Below are 13,417 nucleotides of genomic sequence, written 5' to 3'. Positions count from 1 at the left end.
ACCCACAAGGAAAACCGCCAATGAACGCGCCTTTTGCCCCCAAACGCCAGACCCGTGATTACCAGGCCGCCGACGCCGCGCACCACATCCATGCCTTCCTTGACCAGAAGGCGCTCAATGCCGAAGGCCCGCGGGTCATGGTCGGTGGCGAACGGCTGCACCTGTGGGACAGCGAAGGCAAGCGTTACCTGGACGGCATGTCGGGCCTGTGGTGCACCCAGCTGGGTTACGGCCGCAAGGACCTGACCGCTGCGGCCGCCGCGCAGATGGACCAGTTGGCCTACTACAACATGTTCTTCCACACCACCCACCCGGCGGTGATCGAACTGTCCGAGTTGCTGTTCAGTTTGCTGCCTGGCCACTACAGCCACGCGATCTACACCAACTCCGGGTCCGAGGCCAACGAAGTGCTGATCCGCACCGTGCGCCGTTACTGGCAGGTAGTGGGTCAGCCGACCAAGAAGATCATGATCGGCCGCTGGAATGGCTACCACGGCTCGACCCTGGCGGCCACCGCCCTGGGCGGCATGAAGTTCATGCACGAGATGGGCGGGCTGATCCCGGACGTGGCGCACATCGACGAGCCGTACTGGTACGCCGAGGGTGGTGAGCTCACGCCGGCCGAGTTTGGCCGACGCTGCGCCCTGCAACTGGAGGAGAAGATTCTCGAACTGGGGGCGGAAAACGTCGCAGGGTTTGTCGCCGAACCCTTCCAGGGCGCCGGGGGCATGATCTTCCCACCGGAAAGCTACTGGCCCGAGATCCAGCGGATCTGCCGCCAGTACGACGTGCTGCTGTGTGCCGACGAAGTGATCGGTGGTTTTGGCCGCACCGGCGAGTGGTTTGCCCATGAGTATTTCGGTTTCGAGCCGGACACGCTGTCGATTGCCAAGGGCCTGACCAGCGGCTATGTGCCCATGGGCGGCCTGGTGCTGAGCAAGCGCATCGCCGAAGCGCTGGTGGAGCGTGGCGGGGTGTTCGCCCACGGCCTGACCTACTCAGGCCACCCGGTGGCGGCGGCGGTGGCCATCGCCAACCTCAAGGCGTTGCGCGATGAAGGCATTGTGCGCCAGGTGAAGGACGACACCGGGCCGTATCTGCAACGCATTCTGCGCGAAGTGTTCGCCGATCACCCGTTGATTGGCCAGGTGCAGGGGGCCGGCCTGGTGGCGGCGTTGCAGTTCGCTGAACACAAGCCGACCCGCAAGCGCTTTGCCAACGAGAACGACCTGGCCTGGCAATGCCGTACGTTCGGCTTCGAGGAAGGCCTGATCATTCGCTCGACCCTGGGCCGGATGATCATGGCGCCAGCGCTGGTCGCCAACCGCGCCGAGCTGGACGAGCTGGTCGACAAGACACGCATCGCCGTGGACCGCACTGCCCGGTTGGCAGGCAGGCTCTGAGGCAAAGGGGCGCCAGGCCGCTTCCACAAGTGCACGCGGATCCTCTGTGGGAGCGGCCTTGCGCCGCGAATGGCCGGCACCGCAGCCCACAATCCAAGACAGTCGTAGGGAATGCAAATGGAGAGTCTCGATTATTGGCAAACGCGCGCTGCAGGCCTGCGTTTGCTCGACAAGGCCCTGATCGGCAGCCAGCAGGTGAGTGCCGGTACCGGCGCCACGTTCGCTGCAATCAACCCGGCCACCCAGCAGGTACTGGCGCAGGTCGCCGCCTGTGGTCAGGCCGAAGTCGACCTGGCGGTGGCCACCGCACGGCGTGCCTTTGACCAAGGCCCCTGGGCCCGGATGGCCCCGGTAGAGCGCAAGAAGGTGCTGCTGCGCCTGGCCGAACTGATCATGGCCAACCGCGAAGAGCTCGCGCTGCTGGACTCGCTGAACATGGGCAAGCCGGTCATGGATGCCTACACCATCGATGTGCCGGGTTCTGCACATGTCTTCGCCTGGTACGGCGAGGCGCTGGACAAACTGTACGACCAGGTTGCACCGACGGCGCCCAACGCACTCGCTACGATCACCCGCGAAGCGCTGGGCGTGGTCGCCGCCGTGGTGCCGTGGAATTTCCCGCTCGACATGGCGGCCTGGAAGCTTGCGCCGGCGCTGGCTGCCGGCAACAGCGTGGTGCTCAAACCCGCCGAGCAATCGCCATTCTCGGCGCTGCGCCTGGGGCAACTGGCGCTGGAGGCCGGCTTGCCGGAAGGCGTGCTGAATGTGGTGCCGGGCCTGGGCGAAGACGCGGGGCGCGCACTGGGGCTGCACCCGGACGTCGACTGCCTGGTGTTCACAGGTTCTACCCAGGTGGGTAAATACTTCATGCAGTACTCGGCGCAGTCGAACCTCAAGCAGGTCTGGCTGGAGTGCGGCGGCAAGAGCCCGAACCTGGTGTTCGAAAACTGCCAGGACCTGGACCTTGCGGCAGAAAAAGCGGCGTTCGGCATTTTCTTCAACCAGGGTGAGGTGTGTTCGGCAAATTCGCGCCTGTATGTGCAGCGCTCGATCCACGATGAGTTCATCGAACGCCTGCAAGCCAAGGCCCGCCAGTGGATGCCAGGCAACCCGCTGGACCCGGTGAGCCGCGCGGGCGCCATCGTCGATGCCGAGCAGACCGGCCGCATCAAGGCCGCCATCGACCGTGCGCACGCAGAGGGCGCCCGTTTGGTGTGCGGTGGCCGGCGCATCACCATCGATGGCTCGGACAATTACATCGAGCCGAGCATTTTTGCCGGGGTCGATGGCAGCATGAGCCTGGCCCGGGAGGAAGTGTTCGGGCCGGTGTTGGCGGTCAGCGCGTTCGACAGCGAGGAGCAGGCGGTGCGCCTGGCCAACGACAGTGTCTACGGTTTGGCCGCGTCGGTGTGGAGCGATGATTTCAACCAGGTTCATCGCGTTGCGCGGGCGTTGAAAGCGGGGACTGTTTCGGTCAACACCGTGGATGCGCTGGATGTCACCGTGCCGTTCGGTGGCGGTAAGCAGTCCGGGTTTGGACGCGACTTGTCGCTGCATTCGTTCGACAAGTACTCACAGCTCAAGACCACCTGGTATCAGCTGCGCGCTTGAAAAAGCGGATGCTGCGTACTCTGGTCATGCGCGATTGTGGTAGGAGCAGCCTTGCGCTGCCAAGAGGCTGCTCCTACCCGGGGCGCGCCATTCGCTGCGGGTCAGAAATCCACGGTAGCCGACAGCTCATACGTACGCGGCGCACCCAGCCCAAGGCTGGCGGTCAACGGCACACCCCAGTAATTCTTGTCGGTCAGGTTGGAGACATTCGCGCGCAAAGTTACCGGCCGGTTGGCGACTTGCGTGGCGAAGCGGGCGCCGATGTCGAAAATGGTGTAGCCGGGAATCGACAGGCTGTTGTCCTCATTGATGTACTGCCTGGACAGCGAGGTGGCATTGCCGGTCAATGTCAGCCCGTCCAGCCCAGGGGTATCCCATTCCACCCCCAGCTTGCCCTGCAGCTTGGGGTAGGCGGTCGCGGTCTTGCCTTTATAGAGGGCGTCTTCAGTCTTGGTCACTTTGGGGTCGACATACGCGATGCCGCCCATCAGGCGTACATCCGCCAAGGGCGCACCGAAGAAGCTCCATTCGACACCGCGGTTACGCTGCTCGCCGCCGAACGAAAAGATTTCGGTGGTCGGGTCGGTGTAACTGCTCGGACGTTTGATTTCGTACAACGCCAAGGTATGGCTAAAGCTGCCCAGGTCCAGCTTCAGGCCGACTTCCTTCTGCTTGGACTTGTAGGGCGCAAACACGTCACCGGCATTGGCTGCGGTCATCGGTGCGGTGGCGCCTTGGCTCAGGCCTTCGATGTAGTTGGCGTACAGCGACAGCTCGTCGGTGAGTTTGAACAGGATAGCGCCTGCCGGGGTGGTGGCATGGGTGTCGTAGTTGGGTTTGTTACGCGCGCCCGTGTCCACGTCGAAGGTGTTGGTGACCACTTCCTGGCGACGCACGCCAAGGGTCAGTTGCAGGCGCTCGTCCAGGATCGACATCGTGTCGGCGATGCCGTAGCTCTTCAGGTCGTTTTCGCTGTGCATGATCAGCGGCCAGGCTTGTGGCGCTTTCGGGCCCCACACTGGGTGGTACAGGTTGGTGGTCCAGGGCGTACCCGCCGAGCGGCGGCCAAAGTCCTTCTTCTCGTCGCTGTACTGGGTCGCGTTGAGCGACCATTGGTGGTTGATGGCGAAGGTGTCGAAATGGCCGCGCAGGCCCACCTCGGCGGAGGTCTTGTGGATCTCCATCTGCAATTGGCCCATGCCGGTGGTGAAGTCGCCGGCGTTGTTGGTCACCGTGGCGATCATCGCGCCGCTGTACTGGTAGTCGGTCTTGCTGGTGCCGACGGCGCCATAGGCCAGCAACTGGTCGTTCAGTTCATACTCACCCCGCAGGATCACGCCCTTGTCCTTGGTCTCGACGAAGGCCCAGTCCGGGTTGAGCAGGGTGTCGGATTTAGGCGGTTTGGGCACCGCCACGCCGCTGGCCAGGCCCAGGCCACGGTTTTGGCCACGGATGTGGTCATCGGTGTCGAACAGGTCGACCGACAGCCGCGCGCGCTCGCCACGCCAGTCCAGCGCCAGGGACGACAGCACGTTACGCTGGGCCTGGTGTTCGGTGGCGGTATCGCCATCACGGTACATGCCGTTGAAACGCACGCCGAACTGGTTGTCTTCACCAAAGCGCCGGCCCACGTCCACATGCCCGCCGAACTGTGCATCGGACGCGTAGGTGGCGGTCACCCGGGTCAGTGGCGTGTCACCCGCACGTTTAGGGATCAAGTTGACGACACCCCCCACCGAACCGCCTGGCGGCATCCCATTGAGCAGGGCGGATGGGCCCTTGAGCACTTCGATGCGCTCGTACATCTCGGGGGAAGCGCGGTAGAAGGGCGCCATGCCATACAGGCCATCGACGGTCATGTCGCTGATGCTGGAGGCAAAGCCGCGAATGGAGTAGTTCTCGCTGAAGGTGCCGGACAAGCCGTTGCTGAACACGGACGGGTCGGTGGCGGCGATGACGTCGGTGATGTCTTTGGCTTGCAAGTCCTGGATGTAGGTGTCGGTGTAGCTGATGGTGCTGAAGGGGGTTTCCATGAAGTCCTTGTTGCCCAGCAGCCCGACGCGGCCACCGGTGGCGACCTGGCCACCGGCGTACACCGGCGGCAGTGCTTCGGTGGCAAGGCCCTGGGCGTCGATCAGGGTCGCCGGCAACTCGGGCACAGCAGGCTTTGCGTCTGTACCCTGACTAGCGGTGGCAGGTACTTCGGCATGTGCTTGCGTCGGCATCAGTGCTGCGCAGGCGCCGAGAGTCAGGCCCGCCAGTACTGCCTGTGCCAGCGGGGTACGCTGCAGCGAAGGGTGCGGGCAGGCGGGGGTTGGGTAGAGGTGCAATGGACGGTTGAACACGCGAATGGCTCCAAAGAGTTGGTGGCAGTGGGTCTTTTGGTATTGCAGGTAAAAGAAGTAAGGCGAATGAGAATCACCTGTTGTCGCGCTTTTTGGCGTCCATGCCGGTTGATGCCTTAGTGCTGATAGCCCTTGATGATGTCGTCGGCGATCAACGCCAATGAAGTAGGGCTGGCGGCGGTGACGTACCAGGCCTCGGGGTCGACGAACACCACGCGGCCGTTTTTCCAGGCATTGGTCTGGCGCAGCAGGGGGTTGCCGAGGCTTTCTGCCGTCATCAGCGGGCGTTGTTCCATCACCGCCGTGCGGTCCACCACGTAGAGGATGTCGGGGTTGGACTGCTGGATGAACTCGCTGGAAATCGGCTGGCCATGCAGGCCGGTATCCATGCTCGCGCTGGCCGGTTTGACACCCAGGTCGTTGAAGATGAAGCCGTAGCGGGACTGCACGCCGAAGGCGCTGAAGGCGCCATTGTTGTGCAGCACCACCAGTGCCCGTTCGGGGCGGTCGCGGGTAACGGTGCGAGCCTGCTCGAGCTTGGCGTCCAGCTCGGCGGCTTTCTGCCGGGCCAGGGCCTGCTTGCCAAAGACTTCTCCAAGGGTGACCAGGTGCTGCTTGACCACATCGACATGCCCGGCCTCGCTGTCGCGGTAGTCCACATCGAAGTGCAGGGTCGGCGCCATTTCGCTCAACTCGTCATAGTGGCTGGCCTGCAGCGAGGTGATCAGAATCAGGTCAGGCCGCGCGGCATGCACCCGCTCCAGGTTGGGCTGCACGATCGAGCCGACATCCGCAGTCTGTGCGGCGTCCTTGTAGCGCGCCAGAAAATGCGGCACGAAGTCCTTGGGCATGCCCGCCACCGCAACGCCCAGCTGGTCGAGGAAGTCGACTTCGTTCATGTCCAGGGCTACCGCACGCTGCGGGGGCTGCGTGATCACAGTGCTGCCCAGCTGGTGCTGCACCGTGACCGACGCGAAGCCTACACGCGGCGCCGGTTTTGCCGTTACCGGCTGAGTGGCCGAGGGGTCGTTGCAGCCGTGCAGGGCAAAGGTGGCGCTGATAACCAGCGCCAACGGCCAACCAATTGCGGGGTGCTTGCGGTTCATTTCGGGTCTCTCGACGGGTTGAAGTAATTGCACAAACGGCGGCCCGCGCTGTGGCTGATTTCGACCTCCAGCCCGTACAGCGCGTGCAGCCGTTGCTCGGTCACGACCTCGTCCACGCTGCCGGCGCAATGGACCTGGCCGCCTTTCATGGCGACGATGAAGTCGGAGTAGCTGGCGGCGAAGTTGATGTCGTGTACCACCAGAATCACGGTGCGCCCGAACTCGTCGCAAAGCCGACGCAACGCGCGCATGATCTGTACCGCATGGCGCATGTCGAGGTTGTTCAGTGGCTCGTCGAGCAGCAGGTAGTCGGTCTGCTGGGCAATGGTCATGGCCAGAAACGCCATCTGCCGCTGACCGCCGCTGAGCTCGTCGAGGTAGGCGTGGCGCAGGGGTTCCAGGGCCAAAAAACCGATGGCCTCGTCGATTGCCCGCTGGTCGTCGCGGGTGAGGGCGCCGCGGCTATACGGGAAACGGCCGAACGCGACCAGTTCAGCGACGGTCAGGCGCAGGTTGAAGTCGGTGGACTGGCGCAGGGTCGCAACGCGCCGGGCGTAGTCGCCGATGGCAATGTCGGCGATGCTGCGCCCCTCCAGGCGGATATCGCCGTGGCCAGGTTCCAGCAGCCGCGCGATCATCATCAACAGGGTGGTCTTGCCGGCGCCATTGGGGCCGATCAGCGACGTCAGCCGCTGGGTTGGGAAATGCGCGCTCACCCCGGACAATACCGGCTTGGCGCCGTAACACTTGTGCAGATCGTGGACAGTGATCATGAGGCACCTCGGGTACGCACCATCAAGGCGAGGAAATAGGTGCCACACACCAGATTCACCAGGATGCCGACGGTGGTCTTGTAGTTGAAGACATGCTCGACCAACAACTGGGCGGCAATGAACACGGCAATGGCCACCGCGCTGCCCAGCGCCAGGGTGACCCGGTGCCGGAACGTGCCGGCCAGTGCGTAAGTGATGTTGGCGACGAACACGCCCATGAAGGCCGTGGGCCCTAGCAGGCTGGTCGACACTGCGACCAGGGCCGCGATCAGCGCCAGTTGCAGGCGTACCTGGCGTTGATAGTCCACGCCCAGGGAAATCGCCTGGTCGCGCCCCAGCGACAGCACATCGAGCAAGGGCAGGGTGCGGGCCAGCACTGCACACACCAGCGCGACCACGACCGCTGAGTACAGCAATACCCGAGGTTGCGGTCGGTTGAACGACGCCTGGGTGAAGCCTTGCAGCATCGAAAACTCGCCAGGGCTGACCTTGAGCTGCACGAACTGGGTGACCGTCGCCATGACCATGGTCAGCACCAGCCCGACCAGCAACAGGAAGTACACGTTGCTTCTGCCGTCGCGAAACAGCCAGCGATGCAGTGACCACGAGTAGCCAAGCATCACCAGCACCGCGAGCATAAAATGGCCATCGGTGCCCAGCACAACCAAACCCTGCACCCCCATGTACAGCACCAGCAGCGCGTGCAGCAGCAGGTAGACCGCTTCATAGCCCATCACCGCCGGTGTCAGGATGCGGTTGCCCGAGAGGGTCTGGAAGGCGATGGCGGAGCAGGCCACGCACACACCGCCGATGACCATGGCGGCCAGGCGGGCGAGGCGCTTGGGGATCACGTAGGCGAAATCCAGCCCCGCGTTGGCGAACACGAACAGCACGGCCAATGCGACCACGGCTAGCCACACCGCGTGGCGGCGCATCATCGCTGCCTCCAGATGATCAAACCGAGGAAGATGAGGCCGCCGAGGCCGCCTGCGGTCAAGCCGATGGGCACTTCGAAGGGGTAGATGAGCAGCCGCCCGATGATGTCGCACGCCAGCAAAAGCGCGGCGCCACCCAATGCCACGAGCGGCAGGGTACGGCGCAGGTTGTCGCCATGGCGCAGTGCAACCAGGTTGGGGATCACCAGCCCGACAAAGGGGATGGCACCGACGGTGATGACGCTGACAGATACCGTGACCGCAACCAGCAGCAAGCCCAGGGCCACATTGGCGGTGTAGTTCAGGCCCAGGCTGGTGGCCATGCCTTCGCCCATGCCGACCACGGTAAAACGGTGCGCATACAGGTAGGTGACTGCGATGATCGGCAGGATCACAAAGATGATTTCGTAACGACCTTGCACCACCTTCGAGAAGTCACCCAGCAACCAGCCCTGCATGCTCTGCAGCAGGTTGATGCGGTAGGCGTAGAACTCGGCCAAGGCACTCAGTACGCCGCCATACATCAGGCCGATGACCGGTACCAGCACCGTGTTCTTGACCCGGATGCGGCGGATGATCGCGACGAACAGCAGGCTTGCCACGAAACAGAAGGCCAGGGCGAAGAGCATTCGCACCAGGGGCCCGGCCGCCGGTGCCAACCCCAGTGACAGCAGGATGCCAAGCCGGGCCGCATCCAGCCCGCCGGACGTGCTGGGCTCGACAAACCGGTTGCGTACGATCTGTTGCAGGATCACCCCGCACACCGCCAGGCCGATGCCGATCAGGACCAACGCCGCCAGGCGCGGCAGGCGGCTGGCAGTCAGGGTCAGCCAGGTATCGCCAGAGGGCTCGAACAGCGTGGTCCACGCCAGTTCACGGGCGCCCACCATCAACGAGGCAGCGCACAACAAGGCAAACAGCACAAGCCAGGACACGCGCATCAGCCGCGCTCCTCCTTCGCTGTTGCAGCGATGCGCCAGCCGCTCGCGGCATGGCGTTGCTCAAGGAACCTTGCGTAGCGACTGCTGACAACCCGCAATGCCGCAGGCGAACCTTGCTCGACCACCAGGCCGTCTTCGAGCACCACGATCTGGTCGGCCATGGCTACGGTGCTGAGCTGGTGGGCGATGACCACCAGCGTGCAGTGCCCACGCAGGCTGTTCAGGGTTTCGGCGATCACCGCCTGGTTCTGTGCATCGAGTGCGGCGGTCGCCTCGTCCACCAGCAGGATGGGCGCCTGCTTGATCAGCGCTCGGGCAATGGTGATGCGCTGGCGCTCGCCGCCAGACAGCCGGGCACCGCCTTCACCAACCTCGGTTTCCAGGCCGTGCGGCAGGCGCGCGATGATTTCGCTCACGCCGGCCAGCCGGGCGGCTTGCAGGAGCTCGGCGTCGCTGGCGTCGGGTTTGCCAATGCGGATGTTGTCGGCGATGCTGCCCTGGAACAGCCAGGTGTCCTGCAGCACCTGGCTGACGTTGCCGGTCAAGGTGGCGCTGCTCATCTGCCGCACGTCCACACCGCCAATCCGCACGCTGCCCTGGCTGGCATCGAAGAACCGCGCGATCAGGCGCAGCAATGATGTCTTGCCAGAGCCCGAGGCACCGACGATGGCCGTCATACTGCCCGCCGCGAACTGCAGGTTCACCTCGCGCAGCACATCGGGCCCGTTGGCCGTGTAGCGCAGGCTGACAGCGTGCAACGCGATCGAGGCATCGGCTGGCTGCAGGGGCGTATGCGGTTCCGGTAGCGGGGTAGCGGCCAGGATCTGCTCCACTTCCTTGAGCTGACCGTGGGCGCCACGCAAAATCTCGACATGGCTGGCGACGTCCAGTAACGGGTCGATGAAGCGGCAGGCCAACGCCAACGCGACGACTGCTGCGATGGCCTCCTGTGGCGCCAGCGGCGTGCCGAGATGACGGCTCAACCCCATGCCCGCCACCACCAGCAACAGGGCGAACGCGGCCTGCACGGCCCAGCTGTTGAGCAGTGCCGACAAGGACGAGCGGATGATCAGGCCGATGCCGCTGCTGCGCTGCCGTTCAAGGCTCTGGTCGAGCAGGCGGGTGCCGCCGCCGTGGCCGTTGAAGGCTCGCAGCACCGATTGGGTGCGGGCAAACTCGACCATGCGCTGGCTGGATTCGGCGAAGTGGCGCGTAAACGCCTCGTCGGCCCGCCGCCCCAGGCGTGCGCTGAGCAGCATCACGGCGACCAGAAAGGGCAGCGTCAACAGTGCGACCAGGCCCATCGGAGTGTGCAGGGCAAACAGCCCAAGCACGATCACCAGCGGGGTTACGGCCCCGCTGACAAGCGGGGTGAATACGTGCGCCGGCAACTGCGCCACGGCCATCATGCCCTGGGTGATGACGTGCCCCAGCCGGGTAGTGTTGCCGGGGGTAAACCAGCTCAGGGGCAGTTGTGCAACATGCTCCCCTATGTGTTGGCGGGCACCCTGCAAGACGGCGACGGCGACCGCCACACCCGCCTGTTCGACGTGGCGCCGCCACGCCCAGCACACGGCCATGCCCACCACCAGCGCGGCGAGCCAACCTGACGCCCTGCGCACATCGCCGGCCAGCAGGTGCAGCATGACCGGCGCAAGGGTGGTGATGGTCAGGCCACTGAGCACCCCATACACAAGCGTCATCAGGGTGTAGCGACGAAACACCGGGGCGCTGTCGCCCAACAGTCGAATAAAAGACTTCAGCATGCTGGCAACGCCTTTTTCACGGTGTGCGGGTAGCGGCCCAGAGCCCATAGCCGTGCATACAGCCCCTGGCGTGCGAGCAGCTCGGCATGACAGCCTTGTTCACGCACCGTGCCTTCGTCGAGCACCAGAATCTGGTCAGCGTGCATCACCGTATCGAGCCGATGTGCGATGACCAGCAGGGTGCGCCCTATGGCAAAACGCGATAGGGCGTTCTGGATCGCCGCTTCGCTTTCGGCATCGGCGGCGGCGGTGGCCTCGTCGAGCACCAGCACAGGCGGGTCGAGCAGCACCGCGCGGGCGATGCTCAAGCGCTGCTGTTCGCCACCGGACAGCAGTGCGTCTTCGCCGATGACCGCGTCATAGCCACGCGGCAGCTGCAGGATGCGCTCATGAATGTTGGCCACGCGCGCGGCGGCTTCAACCTGCGCGCGGGTGGCAGATGGCCGGCCCAGCGCGATGTTGTCGGCCACGCTGGCATGGATCAGCCGCACTTCCTGCAGCACAAAACCGATGTGCTGGTACAAATCGCTCGTCGCCATGTGCCGCACGTCGACGCCGCCCAGGGTGATACGCCCGGCGTCGGGGTCGAAAAAGCGCAGCAGCAAGCGGGCCAGGGTCGACTTGCCCGCGCCGGAAGGGCCGACGATGGCCGTGGTGGTGCCGGGGGGCAGGGTAAAGCTGACGTCGGTGAGCACATCGTTGCCCGGTGCATAGGCATGGCGCAGCCGTTCTACGCGGATCTCACAACCGCTTGGCCGCTGGGGGCAGGCCGCTGTCGGCAGGACCGGTGTGTCGAGCAAGGCCAGAACCCGCTGAGCTGCGCCGGCCGCGTTGTTGAGGTCGTGGGTGATGTAGTGCAGCAATTGCAGAGGCGCGCACAGGCCTGGCGTCACCAGCGCGAATGGCAGTACCTCTATCGGCTCGATCCAGCCCATGGCAACGAACAGGGTGCCGAACAGAAGGACCACACCCAGCACGGTCACAGGGGCGATCATGGCGTTGGCCTTGGCCATCGACGCCACCAGTGGGCGGGTGAATTGGGTGAAGGCCTGGGCAAAGGCATCGACGGCGGCGCGATAGCGGTCCTGAGCATTGCCTTGGCTGCCGAACGCCTTCACCAAGGGCATGCCATTGACGAATTCGACCACGGCATCATCGATGCGCGTCATGCCGGCGACCAACCCGTCCATGTGCTTTGCGCTGGCCTTCATGGCCCGGCGCAGGAACAGGAAGAAACCAGGGAAGGGCAGCAGTGCGACGATTGCCAGGCGCCAATCCATGGCAAACAGGTACACCACCGAAACCAGCACGGCACCCACGGCGCGACCCAGTGTGGTGTAGAAGTGCGCGGTCAGGCTGTGCAGTGTGCCGATGTCGTCCTGCATCGCGCGTTTGACTTCGCTCGATGCGCGTTCGCTGAACCAGCCAAGCGGTACCTGCATCAGGCGCTGCCCGACGGCCACGCGCAGGTGGTGAGTGATGCGGTTGTCTGCCAGGTGCGCCAGCAACTCGCCTGCCGTGATCAGGGCCATGCCCGCAAACAGGCTGGCCACGCTGGCGAAAACGACCCCGCCAATGGCAGAAGGCGAAGAGGTGTCAGTCAAGGCCATCCGTGCGATTTGCGCGATACCGGCCAGCGGTACCAGCGTGAGCATCGAGCCAATCGCCGCCAGTATCGCAGCGGCGACCAAGCGGCCACGGATAGGGGCGAGCACGCGGCTGATGGGGCTGCGCGCCTGGGTGGAGGCAAGGGCAGCATCGGGGGAGGGCGGTGAGCTATCGGGCATGAAACAGGCCTGGCAATCTGCAAATTAATTAGTTGCATGACTATAAACTAATTTGCGAAAAGCAGACAAGACGGCTACAAGACTGACTTCACAAAGCCTGGAGTACCCCATGGAACCGCCACAACGATCTGCCGGACGCGGGCGCCCTCGTACCATCACCCGTGAACGGATTGCTGACGTGAGCATCGCCATCGGCCTGCCAAACCTCACATTCGTCGGCGTTGCAGCCGCCCTGGGGGTCAGCCATATGGCGCTGTACAAGCATGTGCCGAACATCGAAGCGCTCAAGTGCCTGGTGGCTGAAGAGATCTTTCAACGCTGGGAGATCCCCCAGGCGTGCGGCGATTCACGGCAAGGCCTGCAGGCGTACCTGACCCGTTTTGCCGCGTCGGTGCAGGCGTTCGTCAAGACGCACCCGGGGCTGACACCCTATGTCATTCGCAGGTTGGCAGCGACGCAGTCGATGATCGGCAAGATCAGCGATCATCAAGCGCATATCGCCCAGGCCTACGGCCTGACCCACGAGCAGGCGCGCTGGCTGCTGTCCACGGTGGCCTTCCATGGGTTCGCGGTTGCCGACACGGTGTACACGGTCTCTGGGCGCGAGCCAGTACTGGAAGCTGACCGCGCAGGGGAAGAGTCAGAGATGGAAGATGAATTGCTCGAAGGCATGCAGGCGTTGATCGTTGGTGTGCTGGTACTGCTGGAGCAGCGGGTGGGCAGCCCGCTCGGCTGATTTGCATGATGCCC

10 protein-coding genes are annotated in these 13,417 nt (G+C 64.2%); 3 read left to right on the top strand and 7 right to left on the bottom strand.

Annotated elements, in window-relative coordinates; genetic code table 11:
* The first annotated feature begins 20 nt into the window (after window positions 1-20).
* Entirely contained in the window at window positions 21-1,403 is a 1,383-nt protein-coding gene (locus ACSSU5_RS00300) for an aspartate aminotransferase family protein (RefSeq protein ID WP_492560347.1), read from the top strand.
* A 117-nt stretch (window positions 1,404-1,520) separates the two neighbouring features.
* Complete coding sequence (locus tag ACSSU5_RS00295) at window positions 1,521-3,014, top strand: aldehyde dehydrogenase (RefSeq protein ID WP_492560346.1); 1,494 nt, start codon at window positions 1,521-1,523, stop codon at window positions 3,012-3,014.
* 101 nt (window positions 3,015-3,115) lie between these two features.
* Here ACSSU5_RS00295 and ACSSU5_RS00290 read toward each other — a convergent pair whose 3' ends face one another.
* The 7 genes from ACSSU5_RS00290 to ACSSU5_RS00260 form a co-directional block, all read right to left on the bottom strand.
* Complete coding sequence (locus ACSSU5_RS00290) at window positions 3,116-5,239, bottom strand: TonB-dependent receptor (protein WP_413470129.1); 2,124 nt, start codon at window positions 5,237-5,239, stop codon at window positions 3,116-3,118.
* Between the two features lie 236 nt (window positions 5,240-5,475).
* Window positions 5,476-6,465: a siderophore ABC transporter substrate-binding protein gene (locus tag ACSSU5_RS00285; RefSeq protein WP_264312813.1), complete on the bottom strand. Its 990-nt coding sequence runs from the start codon at window positions 6,463-6,465 to the stop codon at window positions 5,476-5,478.
* Complete coding sequence (locus tag ACSSU5_RS00280; protein WP_492560345.1) at window positions 6,462-7,238, bottom strand: iron ABC transporter ATP-binding protein; 777 nt, start codon at window positions 7,236-7,238, stop codon at window positions 6,462-6,464. Before ACSSU5_RS00280 ends, ACSSU5_RS00285 begins: the two co-directional genes overlap by 4 nt.
* Entirely contained in the window at window positions 7,235-8,176 is a 942-nt protein-coding gene (locus ACSSU5_RS00275; protein WP_492560344.1) for an iron chelate uptake ABC transporter family permease subunit, read from the bottom strand. Before ACSSU5_RS00275 ends, ACSSU5_RS00280 begins: the two co-directional genes overlap by 4 nt.
* Window positions 8,173-9,114 (bottom strand): ABC transporter permease, encoded by a 942-nt coding sequence (locus ACSSU5_RS00270; RefSeq protein WP_492560343.1) that lies wholly within the window; start codon window positions 9,112-9,114, stop codon window positions 8,173-8,175. Before ACSSU5_RS00270 ends, ACSSU5_RS00275 begins: the two co-directional genes overlap by 4 nt.
* A complete protein-coding gene (locus ACSSU5_RS00265; protein ID WP_492560342.1) occupies window positions 9,114-10,880 on the bottom strand; it encodes an ABC transporter ATP-binding protein in 1,767 nt (588 codons plus the stop codon). Before ACSSU5_RS00265 ends, ACSSU5_RS00270 begins: the two co-directional genes overlap by 1 nt.
* Window positions 10,874-12,667 carry an ABC transporter ATP-binding protein gene (locus tag ACSSU5_RS00260; protein WP_492560341.1) on the bottom strand — a complete coding sequence of 598 codons (1,794 nt, stop codon included), beginning with the start codon at window positions 12,665-12,667 and terminating at the stop codon, window positions 10,874-10,876. Before ACSSU5_RS00260 ends, ACSSU5_RS00265 begins: the two co-directional genes overlap by 7 nt.
* 109 nt (window positions 12,668-12,776) lie before the next feature.
* Between ACSSU5_RS00260 and ACSSU5_RS00255 the strand changes: the two genes are divergently transcribed.
* Window positions 12,777-13,403, top strand: a complete 627-nt coding sequence (locus tag ACSSU5_RS00255; RefSeq protein WP_492560340.1) for a TetR/AcrR family transcriptional regulator — start codon at window positions 12,777-12,779, stop codon at window positions 13,401-13,403.
* Window positions 13,404-13,417: the final 14 nt, after the last annotated feature.

The sequence above is a fragment of the Pseudomonas sp. E1MeOHC2 genome, from assembly GCF_058745025.1.
This window is presented reverse-complemented; position numbering and strand designations above follow the sequence as displayed.